15 protein-coding genes and 1 pseudogene are annotated in these 20,990 nt (G+C 62.6%); 7 read left to right on the forward strand and 9 right to left on the reverse strand.

Annotated elements, in window-relative coordinates:
- Positions 1 to 135: 135 nt before the first annotated feature.
- The 6 genes from pntB to ACZ9CK_RS07690 form a co-directional block, all read right to left on the reverse strand.
- Positions 136 to 1,608 (reverse strand): Re/Si-specific NAD(P)(+) transhydrogenase subunit beta, encoded by a 1,473-nt coding sequence (gene pntB / locus ACZ9CK_RS07665; RefSeq protein ID WP_476049653.1) that lies wholly within the window; start codon positions 1,606 to 1,608, stop codon positions 136 to 138.
- Entirely contained in the window at positions 1,605 to 3,170 is a 1,566-nt protein-coding gene (locus ACZ9CK_RS07670; RefSeq protein WP_426303211.1) for a Re/Si-specific NAD(P)(+) transhydrogenase subunit alpha, read from the reverse strand. Before ACZ9CK_RS07670 ends, pntB begins: the two co-directional genes overlap by 4 nt.
- 1,175 nt (positions 3,171 to 4,345) lie before the next feature.
- Positions 4,346 to 4,948 carry a TetR/AcrR family transcriptional regulator gene (locus ACZ9CK_RS07675; RefSeq protein ID WP_476049654.1) on the reverse strand — a complete coding sequence of 201 codons (603 nt, stop codon included), beginning with the start codon at positions 4,946 to 4,948 and terminating at the stop codon, positions 4,346 to 4,348.
- An 88-nt stretch (positions 4,949 to 5,036) separates the two neighbouring features.
- On the reverse strand, positions 5,037 to 5,903 hold the full coding sequence (locus tag ACZ9CK_RS07680) for an alpha/beta fold hydrolase (protein ID WP_476049655.1): 867 nt from the start codon (positions 5,901 to 5,903) through the stop codon (positions 5,037 to 5,039).
- 48 nt (positions 5,904 to 5,951) lie between these two features.
- The gene (locus ACZ9CK_RS07685; protein ID WP_476049656.1) at positions 5,952 to 6,950 is read right to left on the reverse strand and encodes an NADP-dependent oxidoreductase; all 999 of its coding nucleotides are present in this window, start codon (positions 6,948 to 6,950) and stop codon (positions 5,952 to 5,954) included.
- Positions 6,951 to 7,404: 454 nt separating this feature from the next.
- On the reverse strand, positions 7,405 to 7,740 hold the full coding sequence (locus ACZ9CK_RS07690; protein ID WP_426303216.1) for a carboxymuconolactone decarboxylase family protein: 336 nt from the start codon (positions 7,738 to 7,740) through the stop codon (positions 7,405 to 7,407).
- Between the two features lie 132 nt (positions 7,741 to 7,872).
- Between ACZ9CK_RS07690 and ACZ9CK_RS07695 the strand changes: the two genes are divergently transcribed.
- Genes ACZ9CK_RS07695 through ACZ9CK_RS07705 form a run of 3 tightly spaced genes read left to right on the forward strand, consistent with a single transcriptional unit; the run spans position 7,873 to position 10,211 of the window.
- Positions 7,873 to 8,766 (forward strand): helix-turn-helix transcriptional regulator, encoded by an 894-nt coding sequence (locus ACZ9CK_RS07695; RefSeq protein WP_476049657.1) that lies wholly within the window; start codon positions 7,873 to 7,875, stop codon positions 8,764 to 8,766.
- A 2-nt stretch (positions 8,767 to 8,768) separates the two neighbouring features.
- On the forward strand, positions 8,769 to 9,755 hold the full coding sequence (locus ACZ9CK_RS07700; protein WP_426303218.1) for an aldo/keto reductase: 987 nt from the start codon (positions 8,769 to 8,771) through the stop codon (positions 9,753 to 9,755).
- Positions 9,756 to 9,776: 21 nt separating this feature from the next.
- Positions 9,777 to 10,211 carry a cupin domain-containing protein gene (locus ACZ9CK_RS07705; RefSeq protein ID WP_476049658.1) on the forward strand — a complete coding sequence of 145 codons (435 nt, stop codon included), beginning with the start codon at positions 9,777 to 9,779 and terminating at the stop codon, positions 10,209 to 10,211.
- A 219-nt stretch (positions 10,212 to 10,430) separates the two neighbouring features.
- On the opposite strand, the pseudogene ACZ9CK_RS07710 reads toward ACZ9CK_RS07705, so the two are convergent.
- Positions 10,431 to 10,562 (reverse strand): annotated as a pseudogene (locus tag ACZ9CK_RS07710) (hypothetical protein); the annotation flags it as partial.
- A 187-nt stretch (positions 10,563 to 10,749) separates the two neighbouring features.
- Positions 10,750 to 14,034, reverse strand: coding sequence for a beta strand repeat-containing protein (locus ACZ9CK_RS07715; RefSeq protein ID WP_476049659.1), 3,285 nt, complete (start codon positions 14,032 to 14,034; stop codon positions 10,750 to 10,752).
- Positions 14,035 to 14,429: 395 nt separating this feature from the next.
- On the opposite strand from ACZ9CK_RS07715, the gene ACZ9CK_RS07720 reads away from it, so the two are divergent.
- The 4 genes from ACZ9CK_RS07720 to ACZ9CK_RS07735 all read left to right on the forward strand — a co-directional run bounded on the left by ACZ9CK_RS07720 (position 14,430) and on the right by ACZ9CK_RS07735 (position 20,319).
- On the forward strand, positions 14,430 to 16,328 hold the full coding sequence (locus ACZ9CK_RS07720) for an O-antigen ligase family protein (protein WP_476049660.1): 1,899 nt from the start codon (positions 14,430 to 14,432) through the stop codon (positions 16,326 to 16,328).
- A 62-nt stretch (positions 16,329 to 16,390) separates the two neighbouring features.
- Positions 16,391 to 17,329: a 5'-3' exonuclease gene (locus tag ACZ9CK_RS07725; protein WP_476049661.1), complete on the forward strand. Its 939-nt coding sequence runs from the start codon at positions 16,391 to 16,393 to the stop codon at positions 17,327 to 17,329.
- A gap of 343 nt (positions 17,330 to 17,672) precedes the next feature.
- Positions 17,673 to 18,230 carry a hypothetical protein gene (locus ACZ9CK_RS07730; protein WP_476049662.1) on the forward strand — a complete coding sequence of 186 codons (558 nt, stop codon included), beginning with the start codon at positions 17,673 to 17,675 and terminating at the stop codon, positions 18,228 to 18,230.
- Between the two features lie 604 nt (positions 18,231 to 18,834).
- Positions 18,835 to 20,319 carry an NCS1 family nucleobase:cation symporter-1 gene (locus tag ACZ9CK_RS07735; RefSeq protein WP_476049663.1) on the forward strand — a complete coding sequence of 495 codons (1,485 nt, stop codon included), beginning with the start codon at positions 18,835 to 18,837 and terminating at the stop codon, positions 20,317 to 20,319.
- A gap of 31 nt (positions 20,320 to 20,350) precedes the next feature.
- Here ACZ9CK_RS07735 and ACZ9CK_RS07740 read toward each other — a convergent pair whose 3' ends face one another.
- Positions 20,351 to 20,884: a MarR family transcriptional regulator gene (locus tag ACZ9CK_RS07740; protein WP_426303225.1), complete on the reverse strand. Its 534-nt coding sequence runs from the start codon at positions 20,882 to 20,884 to the stop codon at positions 20,351 to 20,353.
- Positions 20,885 to 20,990: the final 106 nt, after the last annotated feature.

The following is a 20,990-nucleotide window of genomic DNA, read 5'->3' on the forward strand; positions in this document are numbered from 1 at the left end:
GCTTGCGCATAGGGTCCTTCCTCGCCGCCCATGATCTCATTTGGCATACGCGGAGGAAGTGCTGTCAGAACCAGGCTTGGGGATGCTACTCGATTTCTGGGCATGGTCTCTCCTCATCTTGGAAGGTGCGTTCGGTCAGAAGGCGCGGAGGATGTCTTCGACGCGCTGTTTGGCGTCGCCGAAGAGCATTTGGGAGTTTTCCCGGTAGAAGAGGGGGTTTTGGACGCCCGCGTAGCCTGCGGCCATGGAGCGTTTGAAGACGACGACGTTCTCGGCCTCCCAGACGCGGAGGACAGGCATTCCGGCGATGGGGCTGCCGGGGTCTTCTGCTGCTGCAGGGTTGACGGTGTCGTTGGCTCCGATGACGAGGACGACTGTGGTTTCGTTGAGGTCGTCGTTGATTTCGTCCATTTCCAAGACAATGTCGTAGGGGACTTTGGCTTCGGCGAGGAGGACGTTCATGTGTCCGGGCAGGCGACCGGCGACCGGGTGGATGCCGAACTTGACGTCCACGCCCTTCTCTCGGAGCTGATGAGCGAGTTCCGCGACAGGATATTGGGCCTGTGCCACGGCCATGCCGTAGCCGGGGGTGATGACGACGCTGGATGCATTGCTGAGTAGCTCCGCTGTTGCCTGGGCAGAGATTTCACGGTGCTCGCCGTAGTCGGTGTCTCCGGTTTTGGGGGCTTCGATGCCGAAGCCGCCGGCGATCACGGAGAGGAAGGACCGGTTCATAGCTTTGCACATGATGTAGGACAGGTAGGCGCCGGAGGAGCCAACTAGCGCGCCGGTGATGATCAGCAGATCGTTATTGAGCAGGAATCCTGCGGCGGCTGCTGCCCAGCCGGAGTAGCTGTTGAGCATGGAGACGACGACGGGCATGTCGCCGCCACCAATGGAGGCGACGAGGTGCCAGCCAAGCCCCAGGGCGAGGAGGGTGACAACGATCAGCAGCCACAGCTGGGTGTCGTTGACGTACCAGATGGTCAGGGCGACGAAGGCGGCCAGGGAGCCGAGGTTGATGACGTTCTTGCCCGGCAAGGTCAGCGGTGACGACTTCATCCGGGCGGAGAGTTTCAGGTACGCGACGATTGAGCCTGTGAAGGTGACGGCTCCGATGAAGACCCCGATGAACACTTCTGCGTGGTGGATGCCTTGGAGGGCTTCGGGTAGTTCGGGAGCTTCCAGGTGTCCGTTCCACCCGACCAGCACTGCGGCGAGGCCGACGAAGCTGTGTAGCAGGGCGATGAGTTCGGGCATTCCGGTCATTTGGACTGCCTGGGCCCGCCACAGGCCGATAGCCGCGCCTATCAGGACCGCGATAAGGAGCAGGATTAGACCCACGAGGCCGTGGCCTGAGCCCCAGGCATCCTGGAGGGTTAGCCAAATGGTGGCTGCCAGGGCAATTGTCATTCCGAAAATGCCGTAGATGACCCCTGCGCGTGCTTTTTCGTGCCTGCTAAGACCGGCAAGGCTGAGGATGAACATGAGGGCCGCAACGATGTACGCTGCTCCGGCCACGGATTCTGCGGTCAATAGACCGGAGGCGGTGTCGGTCACTGTGGTGCTCCTTGTGAGAATTCCTGTTGCTTCGCGTACGGTGCTCATCCCTGCGCCTTATTTCCCTTGGAGAACATTGCGAGCATGCGCCGGGTGACGGCGAAGCCGCCGAAGATGTTGATGCTGGCAAGCAGGACGGCGACAGCGGAGAGGGCCTGCACAATGAGGCTTTCCGAGGTGATTTGCAGCAACGCGCCAACGACGATGATCCCGGAGATTGCGTTGGTGACGGACATCAGGGGAGTGTGCAGGGCGTGGTGGACCTTGCCAATGACGTAGAACCCCACGACGATGGAGAGCAGCAGAACGGTAAAGTGCTGGGGCAGGGGAGCCGGGGCCACTGCGTTGATCCCGAAGAGGACTGCAATTCCTGCAGCGACAAGACCGGCTTTACCGGCGGGGCTAAGTCCCGTCTTCTTCGCTGCTTCACCGGCAGGGCTCTCTCCTGCGCGTGCAGCGTCCGCGTGCGCGGCGGGTGCTGCGGAGACTTGGACGGGGGGCGGCGGCCAGGTTTTTTCACCGTCACGCACCACGGTCACGGAGCGCTGAACCACGTCATCGAAATCGATGGTGAGCTGGCCGTCTTTGTCCTTGGTGAGGAGCTTGAGGAGGTTCAGGAGGTTGGTCCCGTACAGCTGGGATGCCTGGGCCGGAAGCCGGGCCGGGAGATCCGTGTAGCCGAGGATGACGACACCGTTTTCCGTAACGATGCGTTCCCCTGCCACGGAGCCTTCCACATTGCCGCCCTGCCCGGCCGCCATATCCACGATCACGCTGCCGGGTTTCATTGCGGCTACGTCGTTGGCCGTGAGGAGTTTCGGTGCGGGACGGCCCGGGATCAGGGCCGTGGTGATGATGATGTCAACGTCACGGGCCTGCTCGGTGTAGATTTCCGCCGCGCGCCGGTTATATGCCTCCGACGTTGCTTTCGCGTACCCGTCGGAGGACTTCATTTCCTCCTCTACCTCAACCTTGAGGTAGGTCCCGCCGATGGACTTCACCTGATCCGCAACCTCCGGCCGCGGATCAGTAGCCCGCACGATTGCGCCGAGGCTGCTCGCCGCTCCGATCGCCGCCAGGCCGGCGACGCCCGCGCCAGCGACGAGGACTTTCGCCGGCGGGACCTTGCCCGCCGCGGTGACCTGTCCGGTGAAAAACCTGCCGAACTCGTGCGCTGCTTCGATGACAGCCCGGTAACCCGCGATGTTTGCCATTGAACTAAGGACGTCCATTGACTGCGCTCGGGAGATACGGGGTACGGCATCCAACGCAAGAGCGGTGATGGGCCGGGCGGCCAAGGCCTCTACCAGCTCCGGCCGCAACCCAGGGCTCAACATACCGATGAGAGTGGCACCATCTGCGAGGCGGTTGATTTCGTTCTCGGTGGGCGGATTGATCCTGAGCACCACGTCGCTGCCCCACGCATCGTCAGCACCTACGATCCAAGCGCCCGCCGCAGCATATTCTTCGTCCCGGAAGGACGCAGATTCACCGGCGCCCTTTTCGACTACAACGTCGTAGCCCAAACCCAACAACTGCTTCACGGTGGCAGGCGTTGCCGCCACCCTCGTTTCGTGACCTAGCTCGGCCACAATGCCTATACGCGTCATTATTTTCTCTCTCTAGGACGTGGTGCCTGCGAAATACTGCATCTGCTATGCCCGCTCGATGCGCGACCGATTCGATGCTTCTGCGATGCGGTTGAACAGGATCTGCTGCATTGCTTCACCCAGACCGCTGGTCGAGTGGTGCTGCCGGATATGGTTGCTGTACGGTGTCCCTCACGCAGTGTGATGAGGACATGCTCCGTCCGCGTTGCGCCGCTTCATGGACCTGCGGCAGACCCGGCGGGGCCTATTCCAAGCTCCTCGGCCAGGGCCTCAGGCCGTTGCGGAACTTCACGGCCGGGGCAGTAGCCTGTGTAACAGTCGGCGGTCGTCTTGCTTATAGCCTCGACAATTTGCGGTGCCGTCGAAATGTTGATGTCGCCAAGATGGCAGGAAACCGCGGTTGCTTTGAGTTTTCCGAGCGCCTCGGTCGGCGCCAAGCTGAAGGAGTTCACTGCCCGGCCGTTCGAGATGGTGCGCGAGTCGGTGCATCTGGCTTACTCCTCATTGAGTCAACAATCGATCCTCCAGCGGATCCCGACCTATCATAGAATTGATATATCAAAGATTGCAATCAGATATATCTGGGATCCGCGACGCTTCCGGCGACGTCCCACTGATCCTCCTACCGGAGGACCGCGCCGGTCGCCATTGACTCGGCGAGGACCTGCCCGCTGACCCCCGGCGGGTCGAAGTGGGGATAGTCGGAGACGGGCTCGCCCAGCCATTCGTGAGGGACCGCCGGTTCCGAGCCCGTTGTCCGGGGCGTCGTCGGCGAAGCACGCTTGACCTTAACCGAGTGTGCATGGAACTGCGGCTGACTTGCCGCCAAGGAGGCGCTCGTCCTCGAGCCCCTCCCCGCCCTTATGTGACTCGGCAAGAGGTGGCTTACCGGACCGTGCACGTTGCATTGTGCGGCTGCATGTTCGACGACACTGGGCGTGGCGTCATCGTACTCGGGGTGCCGGTCCATCATCTCGGACCACGCGCGCTGGGCTCACCGACTTTGACTACGCCGGACCTGGACTGGTCCTGTCAACGAGGACCGTCGAAGGACATGTCAAGAGCATTCTGGCCAAACTACGTATGACCTCCCATACCCAGATCGCTTCATAGATGAACCGACGATCGGTCCCGGCCCGCTAGGCGGCGTTCCATCGAAGTTCTTGCCGGAGGCGTCAGCGGAGCATCAGCAGGCTGATTTGAGTCCTGATGTCCTGCACGATCGCCTCGGTACTTAAGGCAGCGTTCACGCTTGCCGCCATGCTGAGGAACATGATTGCCGAGACAATGCGTGCCGTGGTTGCGGCATCACCGGGTCCGGTCAACTCCTCCCGGCCCAAGATGCCGGTGATGGCTTCCTCAGTCTGCGCGACGATGGAAATGGCCACGCTGTGCTGCGGCTCTGTCGGGTCCCCGAAGACCATCTCCCGCAGGTAAGTGCGCCCGTTGTCGACCTGGATGCGGTTGCATTCCACGATCGGCCGCACGATGGACATCACCGCATCCAGTGCATCCGGGATGGTTTCAGCGTCAGTCCGACCCCGTTCGAGCGCTTCGGCGTAGTGGGCGTTCTGCACGAGGAGGAGGAGTTCTCCCTTGGTTTTGGCGTAGAGGAACAGGGTCCCGGTGCCGATGTCGGCTTTGTCGGCGATCTGCTGCGTCGTGACATCTTCGACTCCGTGTTCGGCAAACAGCTCGCTGGCTGCGGCAGTGATGCGATCGAGCTTCAGCTGCTTATTTCGCTCGCGCCGTCCGAGCGGCTGGGACGCTACAGGCATGAGGGTTCCTCTGAACGTAACTGACTGGACTCAGTTATGAGTATAACGAGACCGGCGCCCAGAGCGGCTTCTTATCGTCGAGCGATGGTCAGTTGGCGAGAAAATCGACGACGGCGGGGGCGAACTTGGCGTGGAATTGGAAGATGCCGCCGTGGCCGGCGTCGGGGTAGATGATCAGCTTGGATCCTTTGATGCGCCGGTGCAGGTCCTCGGAGAGGACCGATGGCACCATGCGGTCGTTGTCGCCGTTTGCGATGAGGGTGGGCTGGGTGAGCTTTGACAGGTCCGACGGTGCGGAGCGGCCGAACTTCCGGATTGCTTTCAGCTGAGTTTGGAACGCCTTGGTGCTGATCGGTTTGTCGCGGTCGATGGTGCGCTCCTGAAGGCGCTTGATGAACGCCTTCGCGGCAGGCTTGCCGGTAGCGCTGCGGTTGAAGAACAGGAATTCCTTGGGGTCCGATCGTGTGAGGGTTGCGCGGAGGATGTCCCGGTACGTGGTGCCGACAACCTTGTCGATGTCTTTGCCGCCGCGCGGGCCGGTGCCGGTCAGCACGAGCTTGCGGACAAGGCCGGGATGCTTGAGGGCCAGGTCCTGGGCGATCATGCCGCCCATTGAGAAGGAGAAGACGTCGATTTTGTCGAATCCGAGGGCCTGGATGAAGGTGTAGGCATCGTCGGCCATCGTCTCGATGCTGTCGGGCACCTGCCCGGTGGAGGCACCGACGCCGGGTTGGTCGAAGGTGATGACGTGACGGTTCTTCGCGACGGGATCGATGATTCGGGGATCCCAATTATCCATGGTGGCAGCGAGGTGCACGAAGAACACCACGGGGATCCCTCCCACGGGTCCCAGCTCCCGATACGCGTAGGTGACGCCACCGGTGGTGATGGCGCGGGCCGGTGCTTTCGTATACGAGGTGACGAGGGGTTCGTTCGAGGTGTCGGTGTTGCTCATGAGGGTTGTTCTCCTGGATGGTTCTGTGAGATTAGTGGTCGGCGCGGGTCATCCGGCGAGAGTGACGACTGCTTTGCCGCGGATGCCGCCCTTGGCGAGGGATTGCAGCGCTTGGGGGGTCTGGGCGAAGTCGAAGACTTTACCCACGATCGGGCGCAGCACGCCGTCGTCGACCAGGGCACTGATCTGGCGCAGCTGGTTGCCGCTGGCACGCATAAAGAGGAACTCGTAGCTGACGCCAAGCTTCTTCGCCTGCCTGCGGATCCTGCTGCTTAGCCCGTTGATCGCAAGGCGCAGCACAGGGTTCAGGCCGGCATTGCGTGCGAACGCCGGATCAGGTGGGCCGGAGATCCCAATCGCTTTACCGCCGGGCTTGAGGATGCGCAGTGACTTCTGGAGGTTCTGCCCGCCGAGGCTGTCCAGCACCAGGTCGTATCCGCTCAGGAGCTGCTCAAAGTCCTGGGTGCGATAGTCGACCACGATGTCTGCCCCGAGGTCGCGAACGAAGCTGGCGTTGGAGCTGCTCGTGGTGGTTGCAACGGTCGCACCGAGGTGCTTGGCGAGCTGGATGGCGATTGAGCCGACCCCGCCGGCACCGGCGTGAATGAGAACCTTCTGCCCGGGGCTCACGTTGCCCTGCTCCACGAGGGCCTGCCATGCGGTAAGCGCCACCAGCGGCAGCGAGCCGGCCTCCTCCATGGTGGCCGATGCGGGTTTCAGTGCAATGTCTTCCTCGGCGACGGCGATGCGCTCGGCGAACGTGCCGATGCGGTCTTTGTCGGGGCGGGCGTAGACCTCGTCGCCGGGCTTGAATCCGCGCACGTTTGCCCCGACACGGATGACGGTGCCGGCGACGTCGTTGCCGAGGATCAGCTGGAGCTTGTAGGGGAGGATCTGCTTGAACTCACCCAACCGGATCTTCTCGTCCAACTGGTTCAAGCCTGCTGCCTGAACCTGCACGAGCACATCGCGGTCCCCGACCGTCGGCTCAGCGACCTCCGCTTCGCGCAGCGGCTCCTTGTACTTGGTGATGACGAACGCTCGCATGGCGTGGTGTTCCTTCCCTACAATAAATGAGTCAACTCAATTATGACTTAACTCAATTTATTGTCAAGGGTGACTGTCAGGCGAGGCTGGTAGAACAGAGCCTCCGACGATGGCAGCGCCTGGCGTTCAACCATTTCCCGGAAGTTGTCCGGCTGGAGCAAGCGCGATCCGGGCCTCAAGTGTTGATTCCTGCGCGCCGTAACCAAGCTTTGTCCGAGCTGACTGCCCACATGAAAGGCTCCACGCCGGGCATGCACAGATTTGCGACGGAGGCCTGGAATCTGAGCGGCGAGGCTCGTTTGACACGATTCGAAGCAGAGTCAGCAGCAAGCGCCGCCACAGGTTGGAGGGCTCTGTGACCTCGTCTGAAACGTACTTGCCGGAGCATGGAATGGAATGGTCAGTGGTGTCGCTCGAGCCCTAGTGCGCCGATGGACCGCAATGGATCCCGGTGTCAGGCGTCTTTGATGACGTTCTTCAGTACGGTCGTCGCTCCCATCCCGTTGGGCCAGCCGGCGTAGAAGGACAAGTGCAGCAGGGTTTCCTTGAGCTCCTCGTCGGTGACGCCGTTCTGGCGGGCGAAACCGAGGTGGAATTTCAGCTGGTCCATCTTGCCCAGGGAAGCCAGCGCAGCGACGGTGATCAGGCTGCGATCGCGCTTGGACAGATCCTCGCGTTCCCAGACCTCATCGAAGAGGACTTTGTCGGTGTAATGGACTAATCCAGGGGCGAAGTCGCCGAAGGCGTTCTTCCCGCCGCTCCACCCGGCGCTCTGCTCTTCTTTGCTCACAATATTTCACCTTCGTTGTAGTTGCCCGGATGCCCATATTCCATCGCCACGGTGGCGACGAAGGGAGTCTCCAGCGAAGGGTGTACCAGTGGGGACTCCCTCCGAGACAGTGGCCGAAATAGCGTTGTCTGCATGAATACCAGGGACGAAGCACGGGAATTCCTCATGTCCCGTCGGGCGAACATCAGCCCCGAGCAGGCTGGGCTAGCCGTCTCGGGGCACCGTCGCGTGACGGGCTTGAGGCGGGGCGAGGTCGCGATGCTCGCGGACGTGAGCCCGGAGTACTACGCCAAGATCGAGCGAGGCAACCTCGTCGGGGTCTCCGACTCTGTGCTGGAGTCCGTCGCCCGCGCCCTACAAATGGACGATGCCGAGCGCGAGCACCTTTTTGATCTCGCGCGGGCGGCAAACGGGGGTGCGCAGCCCGTGCGGCGGCGCAAGCCGAAGACGTGGGTGGCGAGGGATAGTCTGACCCGTGCGCTGGAGGTCATCGTGAACGGCCCGGCGTTCGTACGCAACGGACAGATGGACATCTTGGCGACCAACGCCCTAGGTCGCGCCTTCTATGATGAGGTCTTCGACGGGCCCGGGCAGGGAAACCTCGCCCGGTACTGCTTCCTGGACGAGCGCGCCAAGACGTTCTACCCGGACTGGGAGGCGGCCGCCGACGTCACCGTGGCGATCCTGCGCACGGAGGCTGGCCATGATCCTCGTGATAAGCAGTTGCATGACCTTGTCGGCGAACTCTCCACCTGCAGCGATGCGTTCCGCACACGGTGGGGTGCGCACAACGTCCGCCGCCACGGCTCGGGCACGAAAGGTTTTCACCACCACGAGGTCGGCGACCTCACCCTTACGTACGAGGGATTGGAGCTGACTGCCGAGCCGGGGCTTTCGTTCCTCATCTACACAGCCGAACCCGGCTCGCCGAGCGAGCAACGGCTGCAGCTGCTGGCGAGCCTCGCGGCCACCGCGACGGCGCCGCCGCGCCCCGTGCTCGACGACACCACCACTACGAAGGACTGATCATGCACACCAGAACACTTGGCCAGGGCCTCGAGGTCTCCGCGATCGGGCTCGGCGCAATGGGCATGTCCCAGAGCTACGGACCCAACCCCGGCGACCGCGATGAGATGATCGCCGTGCTGCGCTCGGCCGTCGCCGAGGGCGTGACGCTTTTCGACACGGCCGAGGTCTACGGGCCGTATGTCAACGAGGAGCTCGTCGGTGAGGCACTCGAGCCGATCCGCGATCAGGTCGTGATCGCCACCAAGTTCGGCTGGGACATCCGGGACGGCAGGATGGTCGGCCTTGACAGCCGGCCCGAGCAGATCCGCCGCGTCGCAGATGAGTCCCTGCGCCGCTTGCGAACGGACGTGATCGACTTGTTCTATCAGCACCGCGTCGACCCCGAGGTTCATATTGAGGATGTCGCCGGCGCTGTCGGCGAACTCATCGCCGAGGGCAAGGTGAAGCATTTCGGCCTCTCCGAGGCTTCCGCCACCACGATCCGCCGCGCTCACGCCGTGCAGCCGGTCGCCGCGGTCCAGAGCGAGTATTCGCTTTGGACACGGGATCCCGAGGCGGAGGTGCTGCCGGTCCTGGCGGAGCTCGGCATCGGATTCGTGCCGTTCAGTCCGCTCGGCAAGGGATTCCTCACCGGCACGGTCAACTCGGGGACGACTTTTACCGACGGCGACATCCGCAACCGTGTCCCGCGGTTCGAGGCGGAGAACCTCGCCGCGAACCAGAGGCTCGTCGACCACGTGAAGGCCCTGGCCGAGGCGAAGGGCGCGACGCCGGGCCAGATCGCGCTGGCCTGGTTGCTCGCGCAGCAGCCGTGGATCGTGCCGATCCCCGGCACCCGACGCGCCGAGCGCATCCGGGAGAACGCGGCTGCCGCTCAGCTCACACTCTCCGCGGACGAGCGCGCCGATCTCGACAGCCTTGCCCAGCGCTTCGGCGTACGCGGAGACCGCTACAACGCCGAGCATATGACCTATGTCAACCGCTAGTCGCAAAAGAAGGAAAGCACAATGACGGGCAACGAATTCGACCAGATCTTCCCGCGCGGAGAGAAGAACGACGCCTACGTCAAGTACTTCACCGGCCAGAGCTACCTGGCCCCGCTCGCCTCGGGAAGTGTGCCGGTCAGCAACGTCTCTTTCGAGCCGGGCTGCCGCAACAACTGGCACGTCCACCACGGCACAGACGGTGGAGGCGACCAGATCCTGATGTGCACTGCGGGCAGCGGCTGGTACCAGGCCGAGGGCGAAGGCCCCGTCAGCTTGGAGCCAGGAACGGTGATCCGGGTGCCGGCAGGCACGAAGCATTGGCATGGTGCGAAGTCCGACTCGTGGTTCTCCCACATTGCCTTCATCACCCCTGGCGAGGACGTCAGTAATGAATGGCTCGAGCCCGTCACGGACGAGGTGTACAGCGCGCTGAAGAACAACGGAGAGAACGTATGAGCATCCTGAAAGGCCTTCGGGCGGGCAATGAACAGTGAGAGGCTCGCCAGCGGACGGGAAGGGACGTCGATGCACTCGGTTCCGGTGTAGCAGAACCGAAGAACGCAAAAGATCCGGTCCCGCTTGGGACCGGATCTTTTTCATCCGAACGAGTTGCACCCAGTGTGCAGCAGATCGCTCGGCTGCGGCGTCCGCATCACCCGATGCCAGGATCCGGACCCGTTCGGCGTGGTGGTCGATGGTATTTTCTCCGCCGTAGAGCGTAGAGAACCTGCGGTAGAGGAGCCGGTGGATCTGCGGATGGAGCTGATCGACAATGCGTCCCAGCAGGGGATTGTCTGCCGCGGCCATGGGGACACTGTGGAACCGGTCATCGGCGTCGAGCGCAGCGCAGGCATCCTTGCGTTGACCGCCTCCGCGAACCCACAGACTCTTGATCGCCCGGAGCCTTGGTGGGGCGTGGATCTGATCGTCTCTTAGAGGCAAGGGGCAGTGCCTCTCAGTTTCTCTTCTGACAGGCACTGCCCTTAGCCGGCCTCTACTTCACTGCTGTGGTGGCGGTGGAGGTTTTGGCGGCGACGGTGTAGCCGGTCTTGCGTCCGGTGACCGTGACGGTGAGCGTTTTGCCGATGTCGGCGCTGACGGGTTTGTAGCTGTTGGTCGTGGCCCCGCTGATGGCGGTGCCGTTGGCTTTCCACTGGTAGTAGAGGTTGACCGGGGCTGGTCCCCAGGTGCCGGGGTTGGCGGTAAGGGTTTGGCCGACCGCGGGTGTGCCGGTGATGGTCGGCACGGCGGTGGTGAGTGTTCCGGCAACGACCGCTGCGGTGGCGGCGGAGGTCCTGGCCGTGGTGGCGTAGCCGGTTTTGGTTCCGGTGACGGTCACGGTGATGGTTTTGCCCAGGTCCGCTGGGGCGGCCTTGTAGGTGGAGGCGGTGGCTCCGGTAATGGCGGTGCCGTTGGCTTTCCACTGGTAGGCCAAGGTGACCGGGGCCGGCCCCCAGGTGCCCGGGTTCGCCGTGAGGGTGAGTCCGACCTTCGCGGTACCAGTGATCGTCGGCACCGGAGCCGTCAACGCCGGGACAGTGGCCTTCACTGCTGTGGTGGCGGTGGAGGTTTTGGCGGCGACGGTGTAGCCGGTCTTGCGTCCGGTGACCGTGACGGTGAGCGTTTTGCCGATGTCGGCGCTGACGGGTTTGTAGCTGTTGGTCGTGGCCCCGCTGATGGCGGTGCCGTTGGCTTTCCACTGGTAGTAGAGGTTGACCGGGGCTGGTCCCCAGGTGCCGGGGTTGGCGGTAAGGGTTTGGCCGACCGCGGGTGTGCCGGTGATGGTCGGCACGGCGGTGGTGAGTGTTCCGGCAACGACCGCTGCGGTGGCGGCGGAGGTCCTGGCCGTGGTGGCGTAGCCGGTTTTGGTTCCGGTGACGGTCACGGTGATGGTTTTGCCCAGGTCCGCTGGGGCGGCCTTGTAGGTGGAGGCGGTGGCTCCGGTAATGGCGGTGCCGTTGGCTTTCCACTGGTAGGCCAAGGTGACCGGGGCCGGCCCCCAGGTGCCCGGGTTCGCCGTGAGGGTGAGTCCGACCTTCGCGGTACCAGTGATCGTCGGCACCGGAGCCGTCAACGTGGCACCAGCTGCATAAGACAGATTCAGGGTCGTCGTGCTGCCGGAGCTGGTAGCAACCAGGCTCGCGCCGGCTTCAGAGTTCCCGTTCCCTGAGTACAGGTTCCCCAACGTGGTCCCGTAAGGCGTGACTTTGACGATGTACTTGCCCGTGGTCGCACCGGAGACGGTGTACTTACCGGAAGCGTCTGTGTTGGTCGAGCGGGTCACGAGTGAGCCGTCTAGCGTGTATGCCTGAACCAAGGCGTCAGGCAGCGGCTTACCAAGCTTGTCCAGAACCGTTCCGCTGATCTTCGCTCCCGTCCCGAGGGCTGCGCCGATGTTCGGGGTGGTCTGGCCGACCGTGACCTGGACGCCGGAGGCCTGTGCCGGCCCTGCCGATTCCGGCTTGTTCTGGTAATACTGCGCTTCCTCTGTCGAGAACCCGCTTGAACGGTTGAATGCGACCTTGTACGTGCCGGAGGTAAGTCCCTTGATGCTGTAGCTCCCATCGCTGCTCGAATAGGAGTTGCGGACCACTGCTCCCGAGGAGTCGAGGACACTGACCGGGTAGTAAGCCCGGACTCCGGCGATCTTTCCGGAAATCGTGCCCCCCGCCTGGAGGGAGAAGTTGATTCCGGTACGGTCAGAGCCGGTAGCCAGACTCAGCACGGAGGCTGTGCCGAAGGATGTTCCACCGAACCATTGGTCGGTGGCCCCGCTGGATGCTCCGTCGAACAAGACTTTGTAGCTACCTGACGGGATCCCAACAGCCCGGTAGTTTCCGTCGGCGGACACGGAGGCCGTGAACGCTGCTTCGTTGGAGGAATCGCTCTTGAATATTCTGACAATGCTCTCGTCGAGGTTAACACCGGCCGGCGCGGTGATCTTGCCGCTGATGGTTGCACCTTTGATGAGGGTGGCGTTGATGCCGGTGAGGTCCTGGCCGGTGGTCAGCGCGACGGGGTTGGCGGTTTCGAAGGAGGTGGCGTTGTTGTACCACTGGTCCAGCGCACCGGTGTTCCAACCGCTGAAGTGTAGTTTGTAGCTGCCGGCCGGGAGGCCTTGGAGCCTGTAGGTGCCGTCGGGAGCGAGCCCACTGTTGTCGGCCCACTGTTTGTCGCTCGTTACTGCTTGGATCTGAACCTGGCTGGCGTCCACACCCAGGGGCACGGTGACTTTTCCGGAGACGGTTGCACCCTTGATGAGGATGGCGTTGATGCCGGTGAGGTCCTGGCCAACAGCCAGAGCAACGGGGGTTGCAGTGTCGAACGTGGCTTTGTTGTTGTACCACTGGTCCAGCGCGCCGGATCCGTATCCTCTGAATTCGAGCTTGTAGTTACCGGAGGGGAGGTCCGGGATCTTGTAGCTGCCGTCCGCGGCAACTTCCCCGTATCCGGTCCAACTGTTGCTATTGCTTGGATATGCAAGGACCGCTACTTGATCGAGGTTTACGCCCACCGGTGCGCTGATTTTGCCGCTGATGGTCGCTGCTTTGAGGAGGGCGGCGTTGACGCCGGCGAGGTCCTGGCCGGCAGCCAAGGTGACGGGGGTTGCAGTTTCGAAGGAGGCGGCGTTGTTGTACCACTGGTCCAGGGCGCCTGAGCCGTAGCCATTGAAGTTGAGTTTGTAACTGCCGGCGGGAAGGCCTGCGATCGTGTAGGTGCCGTCAGGTTCTGCGGGCGCGCTTCCAGCCCATAGGTTGTTGCTTGCTGTTCGCGCATTGACGGTCACCTCGCTGAGGTTGACGCCTGCTGGTGCGGTGATCTTGCCGCTGATGGTCGCGCCCTTGACGAGAGCGGCGTTGACGCCGGTGAGGTCCTGGCCGGCGGTCAGTGTGATCGCTGTAGCGGTTTCGAAGGAGGTGGCGTTGTTGTACCACTGGGTCAGCGCGTTCGAACCGCCAAAAGCGATTTTGTAGCTGCCCGCGACCAGGCCAAGGACCTTATAGCTCCCATCGGCAGAGAGCAGCACACTTCGAACGTAGCTCCCCTCGGGGGAGTAGACACCGGCAACAACGCTACTTAGGTCAACGCCCGCGGATACGCTGACCTTTCCGCTGATGGTGGCACTCTTGACGAGGGCTGCATTGATGCCTGTGAGCGCCTGACCGGCTGCAAGCGTGATCGTGGTGGCCGCGTCGGAAGACACCGCATTTTGATACCACTGGTCCAATGCCCCAGCGTCGTAGCCGTAGAACTCCAGTTTGTAGTTTCCCGGGGCCAAGCCCGAGAGTTCATAGCTTCCATCGGGTGCAAGCCCTGTACTCGAAGCCCAGCTCTCGGTGTCGGTAAATGCGGCGACCCAGACCTGATTAGGATCGACACCGGCTGGAACGGTGACTTTTCCGCTGATTGTCGCGGTTTCCGCTGCGGTCGCTGGTAAACCTCCTGCCAGGACGAGCAGCAGGCTGGCGATTAGGGCCAGGACAAAGCGTGGGCATAGCTTTTGAACAAGGTGCGGCATCATTTCTCCCCATTGACGATGAAGTCATCGAATTTGTCCAAGCCCTTGAAGAACTCGAAACAAGCGACAGGGTAGCATTCAGTTGACTTGACAACGAAGGGACTTCGTCGCATGGGGATTCTGCTACGCAATATGTCTGAATACGGCTTTACAGCATGGTGAAAGAACCGATGATTGTGGGCAATAACTGGGGTGCAATTTCGAGGTTTGCGCCCCCTGCGTGTATTTCGCTTGTAACATTTTCGGTTCTGGTGTTTCAGCCCGGAGGGCTGTACCGCTTTGTCTGGGCCAAGGTCATCGTTCTGGCATTAGCGGTCATCTTTGGGCTGCTTGCCAGCCGGGGTGGCTCGATCCCGTGGTTGCTTTGGTTGGTACTCGCCGGGATGGGTGCCTGGTTGCTGCTCGCTGCCGTCTTGTCCGAGGGTCCCGGGGCAAGTCTGATGGGACGGTGGCCCCGCTATGAAGGATTACCCGTCCTTGCGCTTTACCTTGGACTATTCGCAGTGGGGGCGCGGGTATTGGCGGGGCCCAAGTCGGTGTCCCGCTGGATCCTGCTTCGCTCGTGCTCCTCCGTGGCGTCCGCCGTTCTGTTCGGCGTGAGTGCGCTCGAGGCCGCGGGGCTTCGTCCACTGGGCGGCCCTCTTGATGCAAGACCGGGAGCTACCCTGGGCAACGCCACAGACCAGGGGCTGATGGCCGTGCTCCTGTGTGGCCTTCTGATGGCCCCCGCGGAATCGGACTCCGCAGCCGTCAAGTGGCTACTTCGGGTGGGCTGGGCGGCCTCGGTTCTCGTTGTGCTGCTTTCGGGTTCCAGGGCGGCCCTGCTCGGCCTGGGGTTGCTGTTCATGTTCGCGCTGATATGGCGGGTGAGGAAACCCGGCGGCATGAGTTGGCCTGTGGTCGGGAAAGGCCTGCTTGCCCTGGCCGCCGTTGCTGCTGTGGCCGTGATTGTTCCCGGAATCCGTGAACGCTTGCTGAGCGGTGAGACTGTCGCCGGGCGGTGGCTCCTGTGGGAGCAAACGGTGCAACTGATAGGCGACCATTTTTGGTTTGGTGTCGGACCGAGTGGATTCGTGGACGCTTTTCCGGCATACCTGACCGAGACGTGGACCCGTGAGGTAGGTAACGACTTTCCCGTTGATTCACCGCATATGTGGTTGCTCCAAGCCGCGGCTGCAGGTGGTGTTCCATTTCTCCTGCTTGCGCTCCTGGCCTGTTCAATGGGTGTTGTTCTTGGCGTCAGGAGCATCCGGTCAGTTGAAAGTCCAAGACAGCGGCTGACCTTGCACTCTGCCCTGTGTACGCTTGCGGCGTGTGGTGCGGGAATGCTGACCCACTTCACTTCGCCGGGAACAACAGGACTGTTGGCCTTCGTGGCAGGCGGGATCCTTGGAGCCTCAAGCGCGCATTCCCCTGAGCGCCAGACGCGGGTCAGTCCCAGACTGTCCGGGGCCGGACGAGGTGCCCTCCGCGCAGGGGCGATCGCCTTGTTTGTTCCGGTCTTGGCCGTAGGAATTCTTGCAGGGGCAGCTGAGTGGCCTATGAAAACCGGTGCTCAGCTCGCTGCCGAAGGCAGAATGGACGCCGCCAACGAGTCATTTGCATCCGCCTCCAAGCTGCGCCCCTGGGATACAGACACGGCCCTGCTGGCGGCGCAGGTCTTTGCGGGACCGGCGGCCGACGGCGATCCGTCGGCGGCTTCCTTTGCCATCCGGTGGGCGGCAAAATCCCTTGAAAGGACCCCAAAGTCATTCGAAGCTGGACTGGTGTTGGCGATCGGCCAGGCGAACTCGGGTGACCTTCACGCGGCCAAGAGACGCCTGGACGATCTCATCCGCCGGGCGCCCTTTGATGAAGGGCCATATGTCCAACGCGGAATCGCCAACTTCGGGCTGGGGGACATCGACGCGAGCATTGCCGACCTCCACCAAGCCGCACAGCTGGCGCCCAAATCAGACACGCCGTGGAGCATCCTTGCCCGGATCTACGCCAGACTTGGAAATGAGAGCGCGGCCGCCTCCGCACAAGTCCGCGCAGACGCATTGCGGCCCTAAAGCTCCCTTCTTTCGGGTCGGAGGGCCTTGGGTCCGAGACTGCCTGGGTGTAAGGATCGCTTATGCCCGACCGTTTGATGCTTCTTGATACCGCGTCTTTGTATTTTCGTGCTTTCTTCGGTGTGCCTGATTCGATCCGCCGTGCCGACGGTATGCCGGTGAACGCTGTTCGCGGCTTGTTGGAGATGGTCGCGCGGCTCATCACCGAGTATGGCGCGACGCATCTGGTGGCGTGTTGGGACGATGATTGGCGTCCTGGGTGGCGGGTGGATCTCATCCCCTCGTACAAGTCGCACAGGGTCGCCGAGGCGGTGGCGGGCGCCCCGGACGTGGAGGTGGTGCCGGAGGCGCTTGTGGCACAGGTTCCCATGATCCGTCAGGTGCTCCGTCTGGCGGGCATCGCCATTGTCGGGGCTGCCGGGCATGAAGCCGACGACGTCATCGGCAGCTATGCCAGTCAGGCCGACCTTCCTGTCGACGTCGTGACGGGGGACCGTGATCTGTTCCAGGTGGTCGATGACGCCCGCCGGGTGCGGGTCCTTTACACAGCGAGGGGCATGAGGAACCTTGAGGTCGTGACCGATGCCGTTGTCGTCGGCAAGTATGGCGTGCTGCCGGAGCAGTATGCCGACTTCGCGGCGTTGCGCGGGGACGCCTCGGACGGGCTGCCGGGCGTTGCCGGGATCGGGGAAAAGACGGCGGCGTCCTTGCTCTTGGCTTACGGCACGCTGGACGGGTTGCTCGCTGCCGCGGCGGATCCAGGCAGCAGCTTGGCAGCGCCCGTGAGGTCGAAACTCGCCGCTTCCGCTCACTACCTGACGGTTGCGCCCGCCGTCGTGAACATCGTGCGCGACCTCGCGCTGCCCACTCTCGACGACGCCGGAGCGCGGCTGCACCCCGTAGCCGGAAATGCGCGTACTGAACTCGAACGCCTCGCAAGCGATTGGAACCTCGGTGGCTCGACCCAACGATTGCTTGACGCTCTCGACCTCCGCCAATGAGTGCACGTCATCCCTTCGACGCAACAGGAAAAACCTGACCATTCGCGCCCTGGCTGGACAGATGGCGGGCTGGTTCCCGCCCTCCAACACCAGGTCCGAGGAACCGGTCCCGGCCGTCCCCGACTGGCAACCCGCAGGAAAAGCCAGCAAACTAGGTAAGGGGTAATCAGGGGAGCGACCGAAGCTCGCTCCCGCCGGATGGAAAGGCCCCGTCATTCCAAAACCAAATCGGCCACTCAATCCGTTGATCCGCAAGTACCTCAAGCCCAGCCGCCCAGCCTCCTCAGATACGAGGAACTTCGGTGAGCTCAAACCGGTCGAACCGGCCGCCCGGCGGGAGGGGGTGCCCCTCATAGGCGAAGACCAGGTGTATGTGGTGAAGTACGGGACGGTCTACCACAGCAGTTGGTGCCAGACCGTGGCCGAGAAGTGGCGCACCGCTCCCAGGGGACTGCTTGTAGCAATGTCGGCCGAGGTGGGGGAGCGTACCCCGTGCCAGGAATGCGCCCAGCTCTTGAAAGTGGCCAAGCCGTCGCCTATGCAGAAGCACCAGACGCCGTCCCGGTCAACGCCGCAAGCCAATCTGACCGACTGGGTGGTCCCGCTCAGGGTGATTGGCCTCGCCCATGGAATCCTCTTCCTGGCAGCGAGCCCGGAGCACCGGGGCCGCCTTGAGCAGACCGCTGTGGAGCCAGCGACGCCGTTATACGTTGGCGGCCAGCGTGACGGCATGGTCGTACGGCTGGACGCCGCTCGCCCCGAACCACTCCTGGTTGTGCAGATGGACCCACGCGCCACGTTCCGGAATGGCCCGTACCAGACGCGGCTGCGTCATCCGCTGCAGAGATCGGCGACCAAACCCCTTGCGGTGGCCTGCGTTGAACAGGCGCCGGAGGCCTAGTGGACGCAAGGTTTCAGTCTTGGCAGTCAGGCCAGATTTCGAATCCGCCGTCGTGAATGCGCTCGCCGGGGGACCATGTTTTCGCAACGGGCGACGGGGTACACCACACCGTGGCCGGGCAGCTGATCCCGCTGGACACGTGAACGTCAGTGCCTTCGCAGGAGGGCCGGCAGACGGGGCGGGAGGCTACAATCCGCTTCACTTCAGCCAGCCACTCTGATCGGACGCTATGGCGGATGCCTCTTCCAAGGGTGCTACCTGATTCATGGCTCCTCCTGCTCCCGGCGTCTTGCTAATTGCCTGCTGCGTCAGCGGCTCAGGTTCCTTGGGGCTGCCGCTGGCTTAACCATGCCATCCGTGGATCAAGAGCAGCCGTGGTTTTCCATAGCCTTGCCGCAGTTTTTGGGCAGGAAAATAAAGCCTTCGGGGAGTGGTCCTTGTCTGCAACAATTGAGCGCCCAGTGTCAACCCTGACCCAGCGCCCGGCTGATCTATTCCGGCATCGCCGGGCTGAGTATATTGACAGCAATGGATGCGCTGTCGGTGCCCGTCCAGGGGACTGCGAGCCGGCGTTCCGCACATAGATGCTGGAAGCGAGGACCACGTGTCTCACGTCATTCCGCCGGGAGCCAGCCGGCGCCTCTACAACGAAGATCTTGCGCCGGCCGAACACCGCTCATGGGGCTTCTATTCATTGTTTGCGATGTGGATGTCGGATATTCACTCGCTTGGCGGCTATACCTTCGCCGCAGGGCTCTTCGCGCTGGGCCTGGGTGCCTGGCAGGTGTTCCTCGCCTTGGTTGTAGGGATTGTGATCGTTTTTGTCCTCATGAACTTTTCGGGCTACGCCGGCCAGAAGACCGGGGTCCCGTACCCTGTGCTCGCCCGGATCTCGTTTGGCACGTTCGGCGCCAACCTGCCCGCCCTGATTCGTGCACTGGTCGCGATTGCCTGGTACGGCATCCAGACGTGGCTGGCCTCCCGTGCCGTCATCATCATCGCCTTGGAGCTCTGGCCCGGGCTCAAGGGCTTGGCCGGGAACAACTTCCTCGGCGAATCCTTGCTCGGCTGGCTGGCGTTCCTGTTGATGTGGTCGTTGCAGCTCCTTCTGCTTCGCAACGGCATGGAAACGATCCGGAGATTCCAGGACTGGGCCGGACCCGCTGTGTGGGCTGTGATGGGGTTGCTGGTGGTCTACATTCTGATCAATGCGGGGTGGAATATCTCCCTCGACCTGCCCGGTGGCACTTCGGCATGGGGTACTACGCATGCATTCTTCGCTGCCACGGCGCTGACGGTGACCTATTTCTCCACTCTGTTGCTCAACTTCTGCGACTTTTCCCGCTTTGCGCCCACGCGCAAAGCAGTGCGAACGGCGAACCTGTGGGGGCTTCCGGTCAACTTCATCGCCTTTTCCGTGGTTTCCGTTGTCGTAACGGCCGGGACTTTCAAAGTGTATGGCGAGTACATCTACGACCCCGTTGAAATTGTCGGGCGGATCGATAGCATCTGGGCCCTGTTGCTGGGTGCTGTCACGTTCGCGGTGGCAACCCTTGGAATCAACGTCGTGGCAAACTTCGTTTCCCCCTCATATGACCTCGCCAACGTCTGGCCCTCCCGGATAGATTTCAAGCGTGGCGGGCTGATCTCGGCCTTGATCGCCCTCGTCATCACACCTTGGAACCTGTTCAACAGCCCGGTCGTCATCAACCTGTTCCTTGGAGGCCTCGGAGCACTGCTCGGGCCGCTGTTCGGGATCATCATGGTTGACTACTATGTGCTTCGCAAACAGCACGTGCTGGTACCGGACCTGTTCAAGGAGCAGGGGTACTACACGTATACCCATGGCTGGAACCGGAAGGCGGTTCTCTCGTTTGTCGTCTCGGCCGTCCCTGCCGTGGTGTTGGCGCTTGTTCCTGTGTTTGGAGCCTTCTCGGCGTTCTCCTGGTTCATTGGAGCCCTCGTGGCTGTCGCAGTGCACTATTTGATCTCGCGCAACGATACGAGCCTGGCCGAATCGATCGCGGCGGCTGCAGCTGAGGAAGCAGAACCGGGCCCCGGACAGGAGGCAGGTTCCCGGACGCAGTGAATCAGGCACGGCGCCTAAGCGGGGGAGCGGCTCAGGTGGAGTCCGACGACGGCGCGCGGTCGCCGTCGTCGTTCGCCTTACCGCCGGTCGCAGCCCCCAGCCGCCCCGCCGCGTCCTGCTGGATCCGCGCGGCCTTGGACGAATAGTCCGCGATGACGCGCAGTTCTTCGTCGCTGTACCCCTCCAGGAGGCTCGCCAAGCCGCCCATGAAGTCGACAAAGTGGGGCATTGCGGCGCTGACTTGGTCCCCAACCAGCTCGATCAGGACCTTCCGTTTGTCGCCTTCGTGCCGCACCCTGCGTGCTACGCCCTTGCTCTCGAGCCGCTGCATTAATCCCGTGACCGAGGCCGGTGCCAGCCCGGATTGTTCGCCGAATTCCCCCGCTGTCATCGGTCCAAAGCGCAGCAGGATGTCGATCGCCTTACCCTCCGTTGCGGACAGTCCGCGCAGCTCGGACAGCTTTGTGTGGAACATGACGGCCGCCGTCGAAAGCTCCCGTCCCGAGGCGAAGACCGCCTCAAGCAGTTCCTGGCGCTGCGTGCTGACTCTCGCTTGCTTCTCCACCCTCCGAGGCTAGCAAATTATTTCGTCTCGCCGAAAGGGTTGACGACGCGCGGCGTTCTCCATATATTTCTTTTAACCGAACGAAATAAATCTCAAGGGAGCCGAC

This window comes from Arthrobacter sp. TE26545, assembly GCF_056279005.1.